The following is a 20,136-nucleotide window of genomic DNA, read 5'->3' on the forward strand; positions in this document are numbered from 1 at the left end:
ACAAAATGAGGACGGCACCATGAGCGCTTTAACCTTGAAAGTCGCAGTCAACCTGGTCAACGAAGCCATCAACGCAGGGCGCGGCATCAACGCCGCGCCGCTGACCATCGCGGTACTCGATACCGGCGGCCACCTGATCACCCTGCAACGCGAAGACGGCGCCAGCCTGTTGCGCCCGAACATCGCCATCGGCAAAGCCTGGGGCGCGATCGCCCTAGGCAAGGGCTCACGCCTGCTGGCACTGGACGCACAACAACGTCCGGCGTTTATTGCCGCACTCAACAGCATGGGCCAGGGCAGCGTCGTGCCGGCACCGGGTGGTGTGTTGATTCGGGATCAGGCGGGGAACGTGCTGGGCGCGATCGGCATCAGCGGCGATCTGTCGGATATTGATGAGCAAGTGGCGATTAAAGCGGTGGAGGCGTTGGAGTTGAAGGCGGATGCGGGGGTGGCTGCTTGAATCTGCGTTGATTGAATAACCGCTATCGCGAGCAGGCTCACTCCTACAGGGATTTGTGTTCAGACACAAAATGTTTGAACACCCCAGATCCCCTGTAGGAGTGAGCCTGCTCGCGATAGCTATCTACCAGACACATCCTGCCAACAGTTGACCGCCCCATTTGTCTTTCCCGGTACTAGCCTTGTCATGACCTGATCACAGAGGGCAAAGGAATGCCGGATCTACCTGCTGCACATAAATTGAGAGTCGGGCGCTATACCGAAGTCAGTCGAATCTATCTGTTAACCAGCACCACTTATCAACGAAAGCCGATTTTCACGAATTTTGCCTTGGGAAAACTGGTCGCTGATCAATTTCGACACGCGCAAGATTCGGGGCTGGTGAGCTCATTAGCCTGGGTAGTGATGCCAGATCATTTCCATTGGCTGATTGAATTGCGACGAGGTTCATTGAGTGAGGTGATGCAAAAAACCAAATCGCTGAGCACCAAGGCTGTCAGGCAAGCTTCCAGTGGAAACAGCGTTCTCTGGCAGAGAGGGTTTCATGACCGCGCGCTGAGGCGGGAAGACGATTTGGTGAAAATGGCGCGATATGTCGTGGCCAACCCGTTGCGGGCCGGGCTGGTGGAGAAGCTTGGCGACTATCCGCTGTGGGATGCTATTTGGGTTTGAGCTGAAACCGAGTTGCCTCGATCGCGAGCAGGCTCACTCCTACAGGGGAACGCATTCCAAATGTAGGAGTGAGCCTGCTCGCGATGGCGTCTCTACGGTGTTTCAGTCCGGTTCACACCCCTTCAACACCAACCGGATAATCGTCTGCGCCGCCGCTTCATAATCCGCTTCGTCCAGCTTGTCCTTCCCCGTGATGGCAGAAATCTGCCAGTCGAAGTCGGCGTAGGTCTGGGTCGCGGCCCAGATGCTGAACATCAGGTGATTCGGGTCGATCGGGGCGATCTGGCCGCGGTCGATCCAGCTCTGGATGCAGTCGATGTTGTGCTTGGCCTGGCCGTTGAGCTGCTCGACCAGATCGGCGCTCAAATGTGGCGCACCGTGCATGATTTCGCTGGCGAACACTTTCGAAGCGAACGGCAGATCGCGGGAGATGCGGATCTTCGAGCGGATGTAACCACTCAGCACTTCGCTCGGTACGCCGTCCGGATTGAACGGGGTCGAGGCCTGCAAAATCGGCACGATGATGCTTTCCAATACCTCGCGGTAGAGGTTTTCCTTGGACTTGAAGTAGTAGTAGACGTTGGGCTTGGGCAATCCCGCCTTGGCGGCGATGTCGCTGGTTTTGGTCGCAGCGAAGCCCTTGTCGGCAAACTCCTCACTGGCGGCACGCAGGATCAGTTCTTTGTTGCGCTCGCGGATTGTGCTCATAAACCCGGTGGTTCCTTGCCTGTTCTGGCGGTTGCGCATGGTAGCACCGGCCTCGCGCGGCGCTCAAGAATGCCCCGCGTGGTCTAAGGTCGCGTTATGCTTCGCAACATTCATACATAAAAGGAAACAGGATTCATGGCAGGAAGCAGTTTGCTGGTGCTGGTCGACGATATTGCCACCGTGCTGGACGACGTGGCGTTGATGAGCAAAATGGCCGCCAAGAAGACCGCCGGTGTGCTCGGCGATGATCTGGCGCTCAACGCCCAGCAGGTCTCCGGCGTGCGTGCCGAACGGGAAATCCCCGTAGTCTGGGCCGTGGCCAAGGGCTCGTTCGTCAACAAGCTGATTCTGGTGCCATCGGCGCTGGCGATCAGTGCATTCGTGCCGTGGCTGGTGACGCCGTTATTGATGGTCGGTGGTGCGTACTTGTGTTTCGAGGGCTTCGAGAAGCTCGCGCACAAGTTTCTGCACAGTGCGGCTGAAGATGAAGCCGAACATGCGCAACTGACTGAGGCGGTAGCGGATCCGGCGACGGATCTGGTGGCGTACGAGAAGGACAAGATCAAAGGCGCGATTCGCACCGACTTCATCCTCTCGGCAGAGATTATCGCGATCACTCTGGGCACCGTGGCAACTGCCTCGCTGACTCAGCAAGTGATTGTCATGTCCGGCATTGCGATTGTGATGACGGTGGGCGTTTATGGCCTGGTGGCGGGTATCGTCAAACTCGACGATCTCGGTTTGTGGCTGACCCAGAAGCCAGGTCAGTTCGCCAAGAAAGTCGGCAGCGCCATTCTCAGCGCCGCGCCATACATGATGAAAACCTTGTCGGTGGTTGGTACGGCGGCGATGTTCCTGGTCGGCGGCGGCATCCTCACTCACGGCGTGCCGGTGCTGCATCACTGGATCGAAGGCGTTGGTGCCGCGGCCGGCAGCGTCGGGTTTGCGGTGCCGATGTTGCTCAATGGTGTGGCGGGGATTATCGCCGGGGCAGTGGTGTTGGCGGTGGTTTCCGTTGTCGGCAAGATCTGGCGCGCGATCAAAGGCTGAACGCAAACTCCCTGTAGGAGTGAGCCTGCTCGCGATAGCAGTTTGTCAGCCATACAGGTAGTGACTGGTACACCGCTATCGCGAGCAGGCTCACTCCTACATTTGATCTGTGCAATCCCATGAAAAAGGGCCATTCGACTCGCATCGAATGGCCCTTTTTTGTACCTGCCGAAAACTACTCGGCGATCTGCAACTTACGCGCTTCGGTGTACACGTAACGCACTTTCTCGTACTCGAACGGCGAGTTCATCTGACCGTAGCGGAAGCTGGTCTGATAACGCTTGTCGACCGCGCGCAGGGCCCAGATTTCCGGGTGGTTGGAGCTGACTTCCGAGACGTTGAGGAAGTTGATCGCCGATTCGGCCGTGTAATCGACGGCCAAACCTGCGGTGTCACGGATGTTCGACGGGCCGAAGATCGGCAGTACGAAGTAGGCGCCGCCCGGTACACCGTAGAAGCCCAGAGTCTGGCCGAAGTCTTCGCTCTGACGCGGCAGGCCCATGGCGGTGGCCGGATCCCACAGGCCGGCGATGCCGATGGTGGTGTTGAGCAGCAGGCGCGCGGTGGTTTCCATCGAGCGCTGGCCTTTGAACTGCAACAGGCTGTTGACCAGGTTCGGCACGTCACCGAGGTTGTTGAAGAAGTTGCTCACCCCGGTACGCACGAAGCTTGGCGTGATGTAACGGTAGCCATCGACCACCGGCAGGAACACCCATTGGTCGAAACGATAGTTGAAGTGGTAAACCCGGCGGTTCCACGATTCCAGCGGGTCGTAGACGTTTAGCGCGTTGAGCGTTGAGCGCTCGAATTCGCGCTGATCCAGCCCCGGGTTGAATTTGAGTTTGGACAGCGGTTCCTTGAAGCCGTCACTGTCGACGACCACTGGCGCGTTGGCTTTACTGTTGTCGGCCTGGGCCACGCCTGCGCAGAGGAGCGCTGCCATCAGCAGGAGATATTTAGCCACGGAAGAACTCCAGCATGGCGTCGCTGTTGACGCGGTAGTTAAGGTTGCCGCAATGGCCGCCCAGTGGATAAACGGTCAGACGATCACCGAAGGTCTTGCGCAGGAACCCGAGGTCGCCCGGGCCGAGGATCACGTCATCGGCGTTGTGCATCACGGCGATTTTCGGGCTGTCGTGCAGGTAATCCTTGAGCGCATACAGGCTGACCTGATCGATCAGTTGCAGCAGGCTGCCGCCGTCGGTGCGCGCGCGCCACATCGGGATCACCTGATCGGTCAGGTAGCAGTCGAAGTCGCACTGCAGCGCACGCTTGAGGAACGGCGTGAGGCTGGTGCCTTCGGTGATCGGGAATTTCGGCGGGGTAATCAGGCCGCGACGGTTGATCAGGTCCGAAGTGAACGCAATGTCGGCGGCCGAGAAGCGGAACGAGGTGCCGATCAACATCGCCATCTGTTCGTTGGTCAGGTGCTGCTTGGACTGTTGGAAGTCGTAGAGCAGCGCATCGTTGAGGTCGATGTAGCCTTTCTGCTGGAAGTAGCGGGTCAGCTTGGACAACACCAGCTCATAGAATGTCGTGCTGTTGTTGATGCCTTTAACTTCGGTTTGCACCAGTTTGTCGAGGTTGGTGACCGAGGTGTAAAGGTTGACCGGCGGATTGAGCAGCAGCACTTTCTTGAAGTTGAAGCTGCGGCGCGTCTCGTCCAGATGCGCAACGAACGCGGCATCCAGAGCACCGAGGCTGTAGCCGGTCAGGTAGTACTCGGTGACTGGCAGCTTGGGATTCTGCGCGCGTACGGCCTGCATCACCCGGTACATGTCTTCGGCGTCTTCCTTGGTTACGCCCGGGGTGGCGAAACGCGAGGCGGCGCTGATGAAGTCGAAACTGGTTGGCGACGACAATTGCACGACGTGGTAGCCGGCCTTGTAGTAGAGCTTTTTCAGGTATTCGTTGAGCGTGCTGTCATAGCGCGCGCCGGTGCCGGCGATCAGGAAGATCAGCGGTGCTGGTTTGTCCTGGGTGGCGATGCGGTAGGTGAGCTTTTTCACCGCCCAGAAGTTGTCCGGCAGGATGAACTCTCGTTCCGGACGCAACGTCAGGCTGCGGTCCGACTGATTGATGTCGTCGTCCAGCGGCAATTCCGGGCGCAAGTCCGGTGGCGTCGTGGCGATGGTCGCCTCGAACGGGTTGGTCAGGGGGTAGCCATAACTGGCGGCGTCGATATCCACCGCCAGTGCGGACGCACTCAGAATAAGGCCGCTGAACAGCGCGGCGAAGCGCAAGGAACGGAGCATGACTAGATCCCTTAGAGGAAGGTGCCGAATGAAGTTCGCAGGCTATGACCACCGGGTTTGCGCCAAAGTGCCATGCTGCGGCACCAAACAGGCAGAATTCGGAGTAATAGTAGCTGGACGATACACTTTGCACTGCCTGAATGAACAGTTAACAGTTGTTAGTTCTTGCACACGGCTGGCGGCAGATTAAGCTGGCCGCCGATTTCCGAAGATTGGAGTGTTTCATGTCCCGCCGTTTGCCCGTGATTCTGCTGCTCGTTCTGTTGCCGTTGTGGCTGGCTGCCAGTTATGGCGCGCGTTATGGCTTTATGGAGGACGGGCAATGGGTCGGTATCTGCGTGGATGAGGCCAGTCGCTGGGAATGCCAGGTGCGCTCGAACCTGGGCTTGATGATTCACTTCAAGGTGCTGGGCTGGACGGCACTGGGCGCGGCGCTGATCGGTTTTGTCGTGCCCGGGCGGGCCGGGTGGTGGCTGGCGGTGCTGGCGCTGGTGTTTGGGGTGCCGGCACTGGCGTTGTACAACACCACGTTGGCGGTGTTTGCGTTGGTGATTGCCGGGTTGCGGCTGGTCCGTAAGTCCCGTAGCGCCTGACAGGCAGTCTTCGCGAGCAAGCTCGCTCCCACATTTGGAATGCATTCTCCTGTGGGAGCGAGCTTGCTCGCGAAGAGGTCTTTAGCCTCGCTGAAAATCAGGTCTTGCGAACACGAAGGCAGCGCCATAAAGCAGCCACCATCAACACACTTACCAGCGCCCAACCCCACGCCTGCTGATTCTGCAACCCTTCCTGATACAACTGCGGCGCAATCCCCGCCCCGACAATAAACGTCAGCAGGGCAATCTCGCGACGCGGCACACTGACCGGACGGCACAGATAAACCAGCGCCGGCAGCACGAACGCCATGCTCGCAAAACTGCGATAACGCGGATCGAAGACCATCTCGAGCATCATCACCGCCGCAGCAAAACCTGCCGCCGCAACCAGCCAGCCGGCACGGCGCTCCAGTAGATTGAACGCCCGCTCACGCCAGCCGGCACGCGCGCTCAGCGTCAGCGCAGCGTGTGCCAACACCAACAGATTCAACGTCGTCAGCAAGCCGACCCACAGCCACTCACTGGCAAACCGCGTAGTCACCCGCGCCAGATCACCCCAGGCGCCGATGGAGCAGGCGGCGAGGGCGCCCAGCAGCGGCAATACCAGCGCCGAACGCGTGGTGCGAACGCGACCGCCAAGCATCAGCGTGCCGAGGAAGATCAGTCCACCGACCGCCAGCCATTCCTTCCAATACGGCACGTTGGTCACCGGCCCGGCCAGCACACCCTTGTCCTGACGATCGGCGTCAAACAAGCCCCAATAGCCACCGACTGCGCCTTCACTGCCGCGCTTCCACGGCTGGTCAAACGCTTCGATCAGGTTGTAATGCCAGCCTTCCTTCTCGGCCATCGCGACAAAACCACGAATGAACTTGGCCCCGTTGACCCGGCTCGGCAGGGCGGTCTCGCGCTGGCGGCCTTCGCTCGGCCAGCCGGTTTCGCCGATCATTACGTCTTTCGGCGCGAACTTATTGCCGAACACTTGGCGCACATCCGCGACATGCTGCAGGGCGACGTCGATGTTCGACGGATCATCTTCCCAGTACGGCAGCAGGTGAATGGTCAGGAAGTCCACCGCCGGCGCGATTTCCGGATGCTTGAGCCAGAACTCCCAGACATCGGCATAGGTGACCGGTTGCTTGACCTGGCTTTTGACCTTATTGATCAGCTTCGCCAGTTGCGCGCCGGTGACTTCTTTGCGCAGCAGGGCTTCGTTGCCGACGATTACCGCGCTGACCACGTCCGGGTTGGCGTTGGCCGATTTGATCAGCAGGTCGACTTCTTTCTCGGTGTCCACCGGGTTGCTGTTGACCCACGCGCCGATCATCAATTTCAAGCCGTGTTTGCGCGCCAGATCCGGCAGCGCCTCAAGGCCCGTCATCGAATAAGTGCGAATGCACTCAAAGCGTGTCGCCAGCAATGCGAGATCGGCGTCCATGCGCTCCGGGCGCAGTTTGAACGGCACGTCGAACGGCGACTGATCTTTATCGAACGGGGTGTAGGAGGCGCACTGCAATTTATGCGTTGGGGTCGCTGCGTCCGGCAGGATCACCGGTTGGCCGAGGCCGTACCAGAAGCCACCCAGTGCAAACAGCCCCAGCAGGCAGGCGAAGAGATAAGGCAGAAAGGGAAAACGGGAAGTCGCGGACATGGTCAGGCCGAGTGGCTGCAAAGCGACGCATGTTACCTGCATTTATAGAGGGGTTGGTGGCCCGCATGATTTTGACATGCAAAGTTCGGGCGGATTATTTGGCGTCATTTATATAGTCGCAATTAATGGCCTTCTGATGTCGTTTCTCGTTGCCTTGAGGTCGCTGGCAGAGCAGGTCGCTATTGTCGTCAGGTCGATGATCGAAGTGTCAGTACTCCGCTGATGTTCTAACGAGTTTGCGGTCAGGCGTGATGGGGGCGCTGTGCACCATAACAATACGTTGACGCCGCCCGTCATCCGTCGGGCGCAGCATTTCGGGGAAGTAACGATGAAGATGCGACGACTTTTAGGCGCAAGTGCTGCTCTGGTGCTTGCGATGAGTTCCACGTTCGCCAGTGCAGAAAAACAGACCCTGAACATCGGTTACGTTGACGGCTGGTCCGACAGCGTCGCGACCACTCACGTGGCGGCCGAAGTGATCAAGCAGAAACTCGGCTACGACGTGAAACTGCAGGCCGTTGCCACCGGGATCATGTGGCAGGGCGTGGCCACCGGCAAACTCGACGCCATGCTCTCGGCCTGGCTGCCAGTGACCCACGGCGAATACTGGACGAAGAACAAGGATCTGGTCGTCGATTACGGCCCGAACTTCAAGGATGCAAAAATCGGCCTGATCGTACCGGAGTATGTAAAAGCCAAGTCGATCGAAGACCTGAAAACCGATGACACCTTCAAAAATCGCATCGTCGGTATCGACGCCGGTTCGGGCGTCATGCTCAAGACTGATCAGGCGATCAAGGATTACGGTCTCGACAAATACAGCCTCAAAGCCAGTTCCGGCGCCGGCATGATTGCCGAGCTGACCCGTGCCGAGAAGAAAAACGAATCCATCGCCGTCACTGGCTGGGTGCCGCACTGGATGTTCGCCAAGTGGAAACTGCGCTTCCTCGACGACCCGAAAGGCGTATACGGCGCAGCTGAAACCGTGAACAGCATCGGCAGCAAAGAACTGGCAACCAAAGCGCCGGAAGTGGCCAAGTTCCTTAAGAACTTCCAGTGGGCGTCGAAAGACGAAATCGGCGAAGTCATGCTGGCGATTCAGGACGGTGCCAAGCCTGAAGCCGCGGCCAAGGATTGGGTGGCCAAACACCCGGATCGCGTGGCTGACTGGACTAAATAACCGCCTCACCGCCGTACCCCTGTAGGAGTGAGCCTGCTCGCGATAGCGTCCTGTCAGTTGATGAAAATGTCGACTGATACGACGCCATCGCGAGCAGGCTCACTCCTACAGTTGTTTTGTGTGTACCGGAAATTGGCAAAAGTGTCATGGCGTTCTACTACTAAGGTCGTCTGTTACCGCTCCCGCAGCCGCATACATTAGCTATGTTCCAACAATAATCTGTGCTGCGAGGATAAAAACAATGAACGACAGCATTTACCTCTCGATTCAAAACAGTCCCCGATTCAAGGAGCTGGTTCAGAAAAGGGAAAAGTTCGCCTGGATACTCTCGGCGATCATGCTCGGGCTTTACTCTGGCTTCATCCTTTTGATCGCTTACGGGCCACATATTCTGGGCGCGAAACTCAGTCCTGAGTCCTCGATTACCTGGGGTATTCCGATCGGTGTCGGACTGATTCTTTCGGCATTCATCCTCACCGCTATCTACGTGCGCCGCGCCAATGGCGAGTTTGACGACCTGAACAATGCGATTCTCAAGGAGGCTCAGCAATGATCCGGCGTCTACTGGCTTTATTGAGTGTTGCGGCTTTCGCGCCGGGTGTCTGGGCGGCTGACGCACTGACGGGGGAGGTGGCCAAACAGCCGCTGAACATTCCGGCGATCCTGATGTTCGTGGCGTTCGTCGGTGCGACGCTGTACATCACCTACTGGGCCTCGAAGAAAAACAACTCGGCGGCCGACTACTATGCGGCGGGCGGCAAGATCACCGGTTTCCAGAACGGTCTGGCGATTGCCGGTGACTACATGTCGGCGGCGTCCTTCCTGGGGATTTCCGCGCTGGTGTTCACCTCCGGCTACGATGGCCTGATCTACTCGATCGGCTTCCTGGTGGGCTGGCCGATCATTCTGTTCCTGATCGCCGAGCGCCTGCGTAACCTGGGTAAATACACCTTTGCCGACGTGGCGTCCTACCGCCTCGGGCAAACCCAGATCCGCACCCTGTCTGCCTGCGGTTCGCTGGTGGTGGTGGCGTTCTACCTGATTGCGCAAATGGTCGGTGCCGGCAAGCTGATCCAGCTGTTGTTCGGTCTGGACTACCACGTCGCGGTGATTCTGGTCGGTGTGCTGATGTGCATGTACGTGCTGTTCGGCGGCATGCTGGCGACCACTTGGGTGCAGATCATCAAGGCTGTGCTGTTGCTGTCCGGTGCCTCGTTCATGGCGCTGATGGTCATGAAGCACGTAGGCTTCGACTTCAACACACTGTTCTCCGAAGCGATCAAGGTTCACGCCAAGGGCGAAGCGATCATGAGCCCGGGCGGTCTGGTCAAGGATCCGATTTCGGCATTCTCGCTGGGTCTGGCGCTGATGTTCGGTACGGCTGGCCTGCCACACATTCTGATGCGCTTCTTCACCGTGAGTGACGCAAAAGAAGCTCGCAAAAGCGTGCTCTACGCAACTGGCTTCATCGGTTACTTCTACATCCTGACCTTCATCATCGGCTTCGGCGCGATCCTGCTGGTCAGCACTAACCCGGCCTTCAAAGATGCTGCTGGCGCGCTGTTGGGCGGCAACAACATGGCGGCGGTGCACCTGGCCAACGCGGTCGGTGGCAGTATCTTCCTCGGCTTTATCTCGGCGGTGGCGTTCGCGACCATTCTGGCGGTTGTTGCCGGTCTGACGCTGGCGGGTGCTTCGGCGGTTTCTCACGACCTGTATGCCAGTGTGATCAAAAAGGGCAAGGCGAACGAGAAGGACGAGATTCGTGTCTCGAAGATCACCACCATTGCCTTGGCGGTGCTGGCGATTGGCTTGGGCATCCTGTTCGAAAGCCAGAACATTGCGTTCATGGTTGGTCTGGCGTTCTCGATCGCGGCGAGCTGTAACTTCCCGGTGCTGTTGCTTTCGATGTACTGGAAGAAGTTGACCACTCGTGGTGCGATGATTGGCGGCTGGTTGGGGCTGGTCAGTGCCGTTGGTTTGATGATCCTTGGGCCGACCATCTGGGTGCAGATTCTGCATCATGAGAAGGCGATCTTCCCTTACGAGTATCCGGCGTTGTTCTCGATGATCATTGCCTTTGTCGGGATCTGGTTCTTCTCGATTACCGACAAGTCGGCGGCTGCGGACAAGGAGCGGGCGTTGTTCTTCCCGCAATTTGTGCGTTCGCAGACGGGGTTGGGGGCGAGTGGGGCGGTTTCGCATTGATCGCTTGATGCTTGTTTAAATGTTTGCTGAATGCCCCGGTTGAGAGATCGGGGCATTTTTTGTGGGCGGTTATCGGGCAGGCCTTGTTTTTTGTTCGGATCGTGTACATATCTGTTGCTGCGGTAACGGCGGCTTAGGGTTTCGCCCTTACGGCGACTCACTTTTTTTCAAACGCCAAAAAAAGTAAGCAAAAAACGCTTGCTCCTACGTACGGCCCGCTCGCTGGGGCTCGGGGTTCCTTCGCTGCGGGATCGATCCGGGCGCAGCGCCTACGGTTTGCTTCGCTGCACCTCCTCTCGCTGTGTTTGGCTTCGCCAAACGGTCGCTGCGCTCCCACGCCCGGATCAATCCCTCCACTCAGCCTTCCGACGTCGCCTTACAGATCAAAAGCTGCAGCCGAGCTAACGCTCATCCTGTTGAGTGGTGAAGAGCAACAGCGTGTTCGGCTTTGGTTTTGTGGTGGATTTGCCCCTCACCCCAGCCCTCTCCCCAGGGAGAGGGAGCCGATTTGTGGTCTTATCAAGGCCGGAATTCAACGCGGTATTGCACGTCGGCGTAACTCTCGCAATCACCTCGGTCAGTCCCCTCTCCCTCCGGGAGAGGGCTAGGGTGAGGGGCTTTTGATCTGTTTCAGAATCTGAGTTCGACTCGGTATCGCACGTCGGCGTATCTCTTCCAGTCCACGCGGTCAGTCCCCTCTCCCTCCGGGAGAGGGCTAGGGTGAGGGGCTTTTGATCTGTTTCAAAAATCTGAGTTCGACTCGGTATTTCACGTCGGCGTACCTCCCCCAAACACCGCTATCAGTCCCCTCTCCCTCCGGGAGAGGGTTAGGGTGAGGGGCTTGTGATCTTGCTTTGGCTTTAGCTTTGGCTTTTGATCTTTTGCCCCTTTCGGCAGGTCGAGCGTAGGTGTTCATCAGGGGGTAGGCGCGCAGCGCCGTGCGGCGCAGCCGCATTCATCGAGAGGAGGTGCAGCGAAGCAAACCGTAGGCGATGCCCCCTGATGGACGCCGTAGCGAGGGAACACTGAGCCTCAGCGAAGTGCCGTACGCCAGGGGCAAAGCCTTTTGCTTACTTTTCGGCGTCTGGAAAAGTGAGTCGCTGTAAGAGCGAAACCGCCAGCGGCAACACCCGCAGCAACGGATATGCCCCCAATCCCAAATCCCAAAACCCAAAACCCAAAACCCAAAACCCAAAACCCAAAACCCAAAACCCAAAACCCAAAACCCAAAACCAAAACCCAAAACCCAAAACCCAAAACCCAAAACCCAAAACCCAAAACCCAAAACCCAAAATCCCAAACCCCAAACCCCAAACCCCAGGCAAACAAAAACGGCCCCTATATAAATAGAGGCCGTTCCCGGTACAACTTCAAGACGTTATCGCAAGACAGGTCTTATTTGCGGTCTTCCAGCTTGGTAATGTCACGCGACTCGTAGCCGGTGTACAGCTGGCGCGGCCGGCCAATCTTGTACGGGCTGGAGAGCATCTCTTTCCAGTGCGAAATCCAGCCAACAGTACGTGCCAGCGCGAAAATCACGGTGAACATGCTGGTTGGAATGCCGATCGCCTTGAGGATAATCCCCGAGTAGAAATCGACGTTCGGGTACAGCGAGCGTTCGATGAAGTACGGGTCAGTCAACGCAATCTCTTCCAGGCGCATGGCCAGTTCGAGTTGCGGATCGTTGTTGATGCCCAGTTCCTTCAGTACTTCGTCGCAGGTCTGCTTCATTACAGTCGCGCGAGGGTCGCGGTTCTTGTAAACGCGGTGACCGAAGCCCATCAGTTTGAACGGATCGTTCTTGTCCTTGGCCTTGGCGATGAACTTGTCGATGTTCGACACATCGCCAATCTCGTCAAGCATGGTCAGCACGGCTTCGTTCGCACCGCCGTGGGCAGGGCCCCACAGTGCGGCGATACCGGCGGCGATACAGGCGAACGGGTTGGCACCCGAAGAACCGGCCAGACGTACGGTGGAAGTCGACGCGTTCTGCTCGTGGTCGGCGTGGAGGATGAAGATCCGGTCCATGGCCTTGGCGAGCACCGGGCTGATCGGTTTGATCTCGCACGGGGTGTTGAACATCATGTGCAGGAAGTTTTCCGCGTACGTCAGGTCGTTGCGCGGGTACATCATGGGTTGGCCCATGGAGTACTTGTAAACCATCGCTGCCAGGGTCGGCATCTTCGCAACCAGACGGATCGCGGAGATTTCGCGATGCTGCGGGTTATTGATGTCGAGGGAGTCGTGGTAGAAGGCCGAGAGGGCGCCGACTACACCGCACATGACGGCCATCGGGTGGGCGTCGCGACGGAAACCGTTGAAGAAGGTTTTCAACTGCTCGTGAACCATGGTGTGGTTTTTCACGGTGCTGACGAACTGGGCCTTCTGCTCTGCGGTCGGCAGTTCGCCGTTGAGCAGCAGGTAGCAGGTTTCCAGGTAGTCCGATTTTTCAGCCAGCTGTTCGATCGGGTAGCCGCGGTGCAACAGAATGCCGTTGTCGCCGTCGATATAGGTGATCTTCGATTCGCACGAGGCGGTCGACATGAAACCAGGGTCGAAAGTGAAGCGGCCCGTGGCCGTCAGGCCCCGAACATCGATTACATCGGGACCAACGGTGCCGGTTAAAATGGGCAGCTCGACGGGGGCTGCGCCCTCGATGATCAACTGCGCTTTTTTGTCAGCCATGTGGCCTCCTATTTATGCTTGAACCATCAGACAGACCCCCCACGCAGGGCCCGCACCACTATAGTGAGATAAATTCGAATGTCAATTTGCCTAAAGTCTTGCTCCAGAAGGCTTTAAGCGCACTTTTTCCTCGAAATTGACTGCCATTTACGCCTTTTATACGACTTGTGCAATCAGCTATTTGGGGTAGGTGATTGCGTTGTCATTAGTAGCCTAACTGTCTATACTCGGCCACCGACCGCCAAGGGCTTTTGGGCTTGCTTTCATTGGGGGTCGCATCCCTGGGTGGTGGTTACCTGACCAGTGCACTCCCCAACAACTTTGCCCTGATTGTTAGGGGCTCTTCAGTGTGAAAAAAAAGCCGTGAAAAGCCAACGACCTGTAAACCTAGACCTAAGGACCATCAAACTCCCAGTCACTGCTTACACGTCCATTCTTCACCGTATCTCCGGTGTCATCCTCTTTGTCAGCCTGGCCATCATGCTTTACGCATTGGACAAGTCGCTGAGCTCCGAGGAAGGCTTCGGTCAGGTGAAAGCGTGTCTGACCAGTCCGCTAGCCAAGCTAGTGATTTGGGGCATCCTGTCCGCTCTGCTGTATCACCTGGTAGCCGGTGTGCGCCATTTGATCATGGACATGGGCATCGGTGAGACGCTGGAAGGCGGCAAACTGGGCTCGAAAATCGTTATCGCCGTTTCCGTGGTGGTAATCGTTCTGGCAGGAGTTTGGATATGGTAACTAACGTCACGAACCTGTCGCGTTCGGGCCTCTATGACTGGATGGCGCAACGTGTGTCTGCGGTCGTTCTCGCGGCTTACTTCATCTTTCTGATCGGATACGTCGTGGCCCACCCTGGCCTCGAGTATGCCCAGTGGCATGAACTGTTCGCCCACAACGGGATGCGTATTTTCAGCCTCCTGGCCCTTGTTGCTCTCGGCGCTCACGCCTGGGTCGGCATGTGGACCATCGCGACTGACTACCTGACGCCAATGGCGTTCGGCAAGTCCGCAACGGCGATACGTTTCCTTTTCCAGGCGGTATGCGGCGTTGCGATGTTCGCTTACTTCGTCTGGGGTGTGCAGATTCTCTGGGGTATCTGAGTCATGGCTAACATTCCAACGATTTCTTTCGACGCCATCATTATTGGTGGTGGCGGTGCCGGCATGCGCGCTGCGCTGCAACTGGCACAGGGCGGTCACAAGACTGCCGTGATCACCAAGGTTTTCCCGACCCGTTCGCACACCGTATCCGCTCAGGGCGGCATCACGTGCGCAATCGCGTCCGCTGACCCGAACGATGACTGGCGCTGGCACATGTACGATACCGTCAAGGGTTCCGACTACATTGGTGACCAGGACGCTATCGAATACATGTGTCAGGAAGGCCCGGCTGCTGTTTATGAGCTGGACCACATGGGCATGCCGTTCTCGCGTACCGAACAGGGCCGAATCTACCAGCGTCCGTTCGGTGGTCAGTCCAAGGACTACGGCAAAGGCGGGCAGGCTGCCCGTACGTGCGCCGCTTCCGACCGTACCGGTCACGCGCTGCTGCACACCCTTTATCAGGGCAACCTGAAAGCCGGTACCACGTTCCTGAACGAGTACTACGCTGTCGACCTGGTGAAAAACCAGGAAGGCGACTTCGTCGGTGTGATCGCGATCTGCATCGAAACCGGCGAAACCACCTACATCCGCGCCAAGGCCACCGTATTGGCTACCGGCGGTGCAGGTCGTATCTACGCTTCCACCACCAACGCCCTGATCAACACCGGTGACGGCGTCGGCATGGCTCTGCGTGCTGGCGTGCCGGTACAAGACATCGAAATGTGGCAGTTCCACCCGACCGGCATCGCCGGCGCCGGTGTACTGGTGACCGAAGGTTGCCGTGGTGAAGGTGGTTACCTGATCAACAAACACGGCGAGCGTTTCATGGAGCGTTATGCTCCGAACGCCAAAGACCTTGCCGGTCGTGACGTGGTTGCTCGCTCGATGGTTAAAGAAATCATCGCCGGCAACGGTTGCGGCCCGAATGGCGACCACGTACTGCTCAAACTCGACCACCTGGGCGAGGAAGTACTGCACAGCCGTCTGCCAGGCATCTGCGAACTGTCGAAGACTTTCGCTCACGTTGACCCGGTTGTTGCGCCGGTTCCGGTTGTTCCGACTTGCCACTATATGATGGGCGGCGTTGCCACCAACATTCATGGTCAGGCGATCACCCAGGACGCTGAAGGCGTCGACAAGATCATTCCTGGTCTGTTCGCTGTGGGCGAAGTGGCTTGCGTGTCGGTTCACGGTGCCAACCGTCTGGGCGGCAACTCGCTGCTCGACCTGGTGGTATTCGGCCGCGCTGCCGGCCTGCACCTGGAAAAAGCCCTGACCGACGGCATCGAATACGACGACGCTACCGAAGCCGACATCGAAGCTGCCCTGTCGCGTCTGAACGCGCTGAACAGCCGTACTGATGGCGAAGACGTGGCTACCCTGCGTCGCGAGCTGCAGAACTGCATGCAGAACTACTTCGGTGTATTCCGTACTGGCGAATACATGCAGAAAGGTATCGCTCAGCTTGCTGACCTGCGTACCCGCATCGCCAATGTGAAAATCAACGATAAGTCGCAGGCGTTCAACACTGCCCGTATCGAAGCGCTGGAACTGCAAAACCTGCTGGAAGTGGCTGAAGCTACCGCCATCGCCGCTGAAGTCCGCAAAGAGTCGCGCGGTGCTCACGCCCGTGAAGACTTCGAAGACCGTGACGACGAAAACTGGCTGTGCCACACCCTGTACTTCCCGGGTGACAAGCGCGTCACCAAGCGTGCCGTGAACTTCTCGCCGAAGACTGTTCCGACTTTTGAACCTAAGATTCGGACTTATTAAGGGTGGCCGCCATGTTGCAAGTCAGCGTTTATCGTTACAACCCTGATCAGGACGCCGCGCCGTTCATGCAGGAATTCCAGATCGATACCGGTGGTAAAGATCTGATGGTGCTGGACGTACTGGCCCTGATCAAAGAGCAGGACGAAGGTTTCTCCTATCGTCGCTCTTGCCGTGAAGGCGTTTGTGGTTCCGACGGCATGAACATCAACGGCAAGAACGGTCTGGCGTGCATCACGCCGCTGTCTGCCGTTGTAAAAGGTAACAAGCTGATCGTTCGTCCACTGCCAGGTTTGCCGGTTATCCGTGACCTGGTCGTCGATATGAGCATCTTCTACAAGCAATACGAGAAGGTGAAGCCTTACCTGCAGAACGACACGCCGGCTCCGGCCATCGAGCGTCTGCAGTCGCCAGAAGAGCGTGAAAAGCTCGACGGTCTGTACGAGTGCATCCTGTGCGCTTGCTGCTCGACTTCGTGCCCGTCCTTCTGGTGGAACCCGGACAAGTTCCTGGGTCCAGCTGCACTGCTGCAAGCTTATCGCTTCCTGGCAGACAGCCGTGACACCAAGACCAGCGAGCGTCTGGCTTCGCTCGATGACCCGTTCAGCGTCTTCCGCTGCCGGGGCATCATGAACTGCGTCAACGTATGTCCGAAAGGCCTGAACCCGACTAAGGCCATCGGTCACATCCGTAACATGCTGCTTTCGAGCGGCGTGTGATTCAGCTGCTGTAACCGCTGTACCGTAGAGGCTGTGGCGCGGGCTTCAACCCGCGTCATGGCTATAACCAGAGCAGTAGCCACAAGCTGCCGCTCTTATTTTGAAGAAATGAGACAAGCAGGGGCATCCGGGCTGGTACCCGGACTATCAGTGTGATCCTAAGTGGCTTGTTTTAGTCGCTGCATTCGGACTTCTGCAAGTTTGCTCGGTGTCGACATCGATGGTGTTCCCCTAACCGAGGGTGACCAAGCATGCAAGAAAGCGTGATGCAGCGCATGTGGAACAGCGCCTACCTTTCAGGTGGAAACGCTGCCTATGTGGAAGAGCTTTATGAGCTCTACCTGCACGACCCTAACGCTGTGCCAGAAGAGTGGCGCACCTACTTTCAGAAGTTGCCTGCCGACGGCAACTCTGCCACTGATGTTTCGCACTCCACAATTCGCGATCATTTCGTGCTGCTGGCAAAGAACCAGCGCCGCGCTCAACCGGTTTCCGCCGGGAGCGTGAGCAGTGAGCACGAGAAGAAGCAAGTTGAAGTGTTGCGATTGATCCAAGCCTACCGTATGCGTGGCCACCAGGCAGCCCAGCTTGACCCGCTGGGGCTGTGGCAGCGTCCTGCACCTGCAGACCTGTCGATCAATCATTACGGCTTGACCAATGCCGATCTTGATACGACCTTCCGTGCCGGCGACCTGTTCATCGGCAAAGAGGAAGCGAGCCTACGCGAAATTCACGAAGCGTTGCAGCAGACATATTGCCGCACCATCGGCGCTGAATTTACGCACATCACCGATTCCGAGCAGCGCCAGTGGTTCCAGCAGCGTCTGGAAAGCGTGCGTGGTCGTCCGACGTACTCCGCCGACATCAAGAGCCACCTGCTTGAGCGCGTGACCGCCGGTGAAGGCCTGGAAAAATACCTGGGCACCAAATACCCGGGCACCAAGCGTTTCGGTCTGGAAGGCGGCGAAAGCCTGATTCCGATGCTCGACGAACTGATCCAGCGTTCCGGTTCCTACGGCACCAAGGAAGTCGTCATCGGCATGGCCCACCGTGGCCGTCTGAACGTACTGGTCAACACCTTCGGCAAGAACCCGCGCGAGCTGTTCGACGAGTTCGAAGGCAAGAAGAAGGTCGAGCTGGGTTCCGGTGACGTTAAGTATCACCAGGGCTTCTCGTCCAACGTGATGACCGCCGGCGGTGAAGTTCACCTGGCCATGGCGTTCAACCCGTCCCACCTGGAAATCGTTTCCCCCGTGGTAGAAGGTTCGGTTCGCGCCCGTCAGGATCGTCGTAACGACCCGACCGGTGAGAAGGTTCTGCCGATCTCCATCCACGGTGACGCTGCATTCGCAGGTCAGGGCGTGGTCATGGAAACCTTCCAGATGTCGCAGACCCGCGGTTTCAAAACCGGCGGTACCGTGCACATCGTGATCAACAACCAGGTTGGTTTCACCATCAGCAACCCGCTGGACTCGCGTTCCACCGAGTACGCCACCGACGTTGCGAAGATGATCCAGGCGCCGATCCTCCATGTGAATGGTGATGATCCGGAAGCCGTGTTGTTCGTGACCCAGCTGGCCATCGACTACCGCATGCAGTTCAAGCGTGACGTGGTGATCGACCTGGTCTGCTACCGTCGTCGCGGCCACAACGAGGCCGACGAGCCAAGCGGTACCCAGCCTCTGATGTATCAGCAGATCACCAAGCAGCGCACCACCCGTGAGCTGTACGCTGATCGTCTGACCCAGGGCGGTGTGCTGGACGCAGAGCGTGTTCAGGCGAAAGTCGACGAATACCGCAACGCGCTGGACAACGGTCTGCACGTCGTGAAATCGCTGGTCAAAGAGCCGAACAAAGAGTTGTTCGTGGACTGGCGTCCGTATCTGGGCCACGCCTGGACTGCGCGTCACGACACCCGCTTTGATCTGAAGACCCTGCAAGAACTGTCCGCCAAGCTGCTGGAAATTCCGGAAGGCTTCGTGGTTCAGCGTCAGGTTTCGAAGATCTACGAAGACCGTCAGAAGATGCAAGCCGGCGGCCTGCCGATCAACTGGGGTTACGCTGAAACCATGGCGTACGCGACCCTGGCGTTCGAAGGTCACCCGATTCGCATGACCGGTCAGGACATCGGCCGCGGTACGTTCTCGCACCGTCACGCTGTGTTGCACAACCAGAAAGACGCGGGCACCTACATTCCGTTGCAGCACCTGTACGACGGTCAGCCACGCTTTGACCTGTACGACTCGTTCCTGTCGGAAGAAGCGGTACTGGCATTCGAATACGGTTACTCGACCACCACGCCGGATGCGCTGGTGATCTGGGAAGCCCAGTTCGGCGACTTCGCCAACGGTGCACAGGTTGTAATCGACCAGTTCATCACCAGCGGCGAGCACAAGTGGGGCCGTCTCTGCGGTCTGACCATGTTGCTGCCACACGGTTACGAAGGTCAGGGCCCTGAGCACAGCTCGGCACGTCTTGAGCGTTACCTGCAACTGTGCGCCGAGCACAACATTCAGGTAGCGGTACCGACCACGCCAGCACAGATCTACCACTTGCTGCGTCGTCAGGTGATTCGTCCGCTGCGCAAGCCGTTGATCGTGCTGACGCCGAAGTCGCTGCTGCGCCACAAGCTGGCCATCTCGACCCTGGAAGATCTGGCCGAAGGTTCGTTCCAGACCGTGATCCCGGAAATCGATACTCTGGACCCGAAAAAGGTCGAGCGTGTTGTTCTGTGTAGCGGCAAGGTCTACTACGACCTGCTGGAAAAACGCCGTGCCGAAGGCCGTGAAGATATCGCCATCGTGCGTATCGAGCAGCTGTACCCATTCCCTGAGGACGACTTGAAAGAAGTCCTGGCTCCATACACCAACGTCAAAAATGCCGTTTGGTGTCAGGAAGAGCCGATGAACCAGGGCGCCTGGTACTGCAGCCAGCACCACTTGCGTCGCAGCATCGGGAACCTCGACAAGTCTCTCGTACTTGAGTACGCGGGCCGTGAGGCTTCTGCTGCCCCAGCTTGTGGTTACGCATCGATGCACGCCGAGCAGCAGGAAAAACTCCTGCAAGACGCGTTTACCATTTAA

General features: G+C 57.9%; 17 protein-coding genes. 12 read left to right on the forward strand and 5 right to left on the reverse strand.

The genetic code is table 11. The features are described 5' to 3' along the window. Positions 1 to 19: 19 nt before the first annotated feature. Both VY732_RS08245 and VY732_RS08250 read left to right on the forward strand, forming a co-directional pair. On the forward strand, positions 20 to 460 hold the full coding sequence (locus tag VY732_RS08245; RefSeq protein ID WP_331695158.1) for a GlcG/HbpS family heme-binding protein: 441 nt from the start codon (positions 20 to 22) through the stop codon (positions 458 to 460). A gap of 212 nt (positions 461 to 672) precedes the next feature. Continuing rightward, positions 673 to 1,131 (forward strand): REP-associated tyrosine transposase, encoded by a 459-nt coding sequence (locus tag VY732_RS08250; RefSeq protein ID WP_116032405.1) that lies wholly within the window; start codon positions 673 to 675, stop codon positions 1,129 to 1,131. 102 nt (positions 1,132 to 1,233) lie between these two features. On the opposite strand, the gene VY732_RS08255 is transcribed toward VY732_RS08250, so the two are convergent. Next, on the reverse strand, positions 1,234 to 1,839 hold the full coding sequence (locus tag VY732_RS08255; protein WP_077571699.1) for a TetR/AcrR family transcriptional regulator: 606 nt from the start codon (positions 1,837 to 1,839) through the stop codon (positions 1,234 to 1,236). 135 nt (positions 1,840 to 1,974) lie between these two features. Here VY732_RS08255 and VY732_RS08260 point away from each other — a divergent pair, with 135 nt between their 5' ends. Continuing rightward, positions 1,975 to 2,889, forward strand: a complete 915-nt coding sequence (locus VY732_RS08260; protein WP_116032402.1) for a DUF808 domain-containing protein — start codon at positions 1,975 to 1,977, stop codon at positions 2,887 to 2,889. A 175-nt stretch (positions 2,890 to 3,064) separates the two neighbouring features. On the opposite strand, the gene VY732_RS08265 is transcribed toward VY732_RS08260, so the two are convergent. Then, complete coding sequence (locus tag VY732_RS08265) at positions 3,065 to 3,853, reverse strand: MlaA family lipoprotein (protein WP_108226817.1); 789 nt, start codon at positions 3,851 to 3,853, stop codon at positions 3,065 to 3,067. After that, positions 3,846 to 5,144 carry a hypothetical protein gene (locus VY732_RS08270; protein WP_064117369.1) on the reverse strand — a complete coding sequence of 433 codons (1,299 nt, stop codon included), beginning with the start codon at positions 5,142 to 5,144 and terminating at the stop codon, positions 3,846 to 3,848. The genes VY732_RS08265 and VY732_RS08270 overlap by 8 nt, the downstream gene beginning before the upstream one ends. 224 nt (positions 5,145 to 5,368) lie before the next feature. Here VY732_RS08270 and VY732_RS08275 point away from each other — a divergent pair, with 224 nt between their 5' ends. Continuing rightward, positions 5,369 to 5,737: a hypothetical protein gene (locus tag VY732_RS08275; RefSeq protein WP_331695159.1), complete on the forward strand. Its 369-nt coding sequence runs from the start codon at positions 5,369 to 5,371 to the stop codon at positions 5,735 to 5,737. Between the two features lie 97 nt (positions 5,738 to 5,834). On the opposite strand, the gene VY732_RS08280 is transcribed toward VY732_RS08275, so the two are convergent. Further along, positions 5,835 to 7,430, reverse strand: coding sequence for a glycoside hydrolase family 17 protein (locus VY732_RS08280; protein WP_331695160.1), 1,596 nt, complete (start codon positions 7,428 to 7,430; stop codon positions 5,835 to 5,837). Between the two features lie 286 nt (positions 7,431 to 7,716). Here VY732_RS08280 and VY732_RS08285 point away from each other — a divergent pair, with 286 nt between their 5' ends. From VY732_RS08285 to VY732_RS08295, 3 genes are all read left to right on the forward strand, one after another. Next, complete coding sequence (locus tag VY732_RS08285; protein ID WP_034151546.1) at positions 7,717 to 8,568, forward strand: glycine betaine ABC transporter substrate-binding protein; 852 nt, start codon at positions 7,717 to 7,719, stop codon at positions 8,566 to 8,568. Between the two features lie 241 nt (positions 8,569 to 8,809). Next, a complete protein-coding gene (locus VY732_RS08290; RefSeq protein WP_116032387.1) occupies positions 8,810 to 9,121 on the forward strand; it encodes a DUF485 domain-containing protein in 312 nt (103 codons plus the stop codon). Continuing rightward, positions 9,118 to 10,776: a cation acetate symporter gene (locus VY732_RS08295; RefSeq protein ID WP_038363942.1), complete on the forward strand. Its 1,659-nt coding sequence runs from the start codon at positions 9,118 to 9,120 to the stop codon at positions 10,774 to 10,776. Before VY732_RS08290 ends, VY732_RS08295 begins: the two co-directional genes overlap by 4 nt. Positions 10,777 to 12,171: 1,395 nt before the next feature. On the opposite strand, the gene gltA is transcribed toward VY732_RS08295, so the two are convergent. Continuing rightward, positions 12,172 to 13,461, reverse strand: coding sequence for a citrate synthase (gene gltA, locus VY732_RS08300; protein ID WP_003222994.1), 1,290 nt, complete (start codon positions 13,459 to 13,461; stop codon positions 12,172 to 12,174). Positions 13,462 to 13,824: 363 nt separating this feature from the next. On the opposite strand from gltA, the gene sdhC reads away from it, so the two are divergent. The 5 genes from sdhC (at position 13,825) to VY732_RS08325 (ending at position 20,136) form a co-directional block, all read left to right on the forward strand. After that, the gene (sdhC, locus tag VY732_RS08305; RefSeq protein WP_017127965.1) at positions 13,825 to 14,199 is read left to right on the forward strand and encodes a succinate dehydrogenase, cytochrome b556 subunit; all 375 of its coding nucleotides are present in this window, start codon (positions 13,825 to 13,827) and stop codon (positions 14,197 to 14,199) included. Further along, positions 14,193 to 14,561, forward strand: a complete 369-nt coding sequence (gene sdhD / locus VY732_RS08310; protein WP_003222999.1) for a succinate dehydrogenase, hydrophobic membrane anchor protein — start codon at positions 14,193 to 14,195, stop codon at positions 14,559 to 14,561. Before sdhC ends, sdhD begins: the two co-directional genes overlap by 7 nt. Positions 14,562 to 14,564: 3 nt before the next feature. After that, the gene (gene sdhA / locus VY732_RS08315) at positions 14,565 to 16,337 is read left to right on the forward strand and encodes a succinate dehydrogenase flavoprotein subunit (RefSeq protein WP_008077944.1); all 1,773 of its coding nucleotides are present in this window, start codon (positions 14,565 to 14,567) and stop codon (positions 16,335 to 16,337) included. Between the two features lie 11 nt (positions 16,338 to 16,348). After that, on the forward strand, positions 16,349 to 17,053 hold the full coding sequence (locus tag VY732_RS08320) for a succinate dehydrogenase iron-sulfur subunit (protein WP_077571704.1): 705 nt from the start codon (positions 16,349 to 16,351) through the stop codon (positions 17,051 to 17,053). Positions 17,054 to 17,304: 251 nt separating this feature from the next. After that, the gene (locus VY732_RS08325; RefSeq protein ID WP_077571705.1) at positions 17,305 to 20,136 is read left to right on the forward strand and encodes a 2-oxoglutarate dehydrogenase E1 component; all 2,832 of its coding nucleotides are present in this window, start codon (positions 17,305 to 17,307) and stop codon (positions 20,134 to 20,136) included.

Origin of the sequence: Pseudomonas sp. ZY71, assembly GCF_036542145.1 — a bacterium.
GTDB lineage: Bacteria > Pseudomonadota > Gammaproteobacteria > Pseudomonadales > Pseudomonadaceae > Aquipseudomonas > Aquipseudomonas koreensis_A.

Excerpts from the sequence above, each read along its gene's own strand:
- VY732_RS08245 (WP_331695158.1), top strand. The coding sequence starts at position 20 with ATGAGCGCTTTAACCTTGAAAGTCGCAGTCAACCTGGTCAACGAAGCC.
- VY732_RS08250 (WP_116032405.1), top strand. The coding sequence starts at position 673 with ATGCCGGATCTACCTGCTGCACATAAATTGAGAGTCGGGCGCTATACC.
- VY732_RS08255 (WP_077571699.1), bottom strand. The coding sequence starts at position 1,839 with ATGAGCACAATCCGCGAGCGCAACAAAGAACTGATCCTGCGTGCCGCC.
- VY732_RS08260 (WP_116032402.1), top strand. The coding sequence starts at position 1,975 with ATGGCAGGAAGCAGTTTGCTGGTGCTGGTCGACGATATTGCCACCGTG.
- VY732_RS08270 (WP_064117369.1), bottom strand. The coding sequence starts at position 5,144 with ATGCTCCGTTCCTTGCGCTTCGCCGCGCTGTTCAGCGGCCTTATTCTG.
- VY732_RS08275 (WP_331695159.1), top strand. The coding sequence starts at position 5,369 with ATGTCCCGCCGTTTGCCCGTGATTCTGCTGCTCGTTCTGTTGCCGTTG.
- VY732_RS08280 (WP_331695160.1), bottom strand. The coding sequence starts at position 7,430 with ATGCAGGTAACATGCGTCGCTTTGCAGCCACTCGGCCTGACCATGTCC.
- VY732_RS08285 (WP_034151546.1), top strand. The coding sequence starts at position 7,717 with ATGAAGATGCGACGACTTTTAGGCGCAAGTGCTGCTCTGGTGCTTGCG.
- VY732_RS08290 (WP_116032387.1), top strand. The coding sequence starts at position 8,810 with ATGAACGACAGCATTTACCTCTCGATTCAAAACAGTCCCCGATTCAAG.
- VY732_RS08295 (WP_038363942.1), top strand. The coding sequence starts at position 9,118 with ATGATCCGGCGTCTACTGGCTTTATTGAGTGTTGCGGCTTTCGCGCCG.
- gltA (WP_003222994.1), bottom strand. The coding sequence starts at position 13,461 with ATGGCTGACAAAAAAGCGCAGTTGATCATCGAGGGCGCAGCCCCCGTC.
- sdhD (WP_003222999.1), top strand. The coding sequence starts at position 14,193 with ATGGTAACTAACGTCACGAACCTGTCGCGTTCGGGCCTCTATGACTGG.
- sdhA (WP_008077944.1), top strand. The coding sequence starts at position 14,565 with ATGGCTAACATTCCAACGATTTCTTTCGACGCCATCATTATTGGTGGT.
- VY732_RS08320 (WP_077571704.1), top strand. The coding sequence starts at position 16,349 with ATGTTGCAAGTCAGCGTTTATCGTTACAACCCTGATCAGGACGCCGCG.
- VY732_RS08325 (WP_077571705.1), top strand. The coding sequence starts at position 17,305 with ATGCAAGAAAGCGTGATGCAGCGCATGTGGAACAGCGCCTACCTTTCA.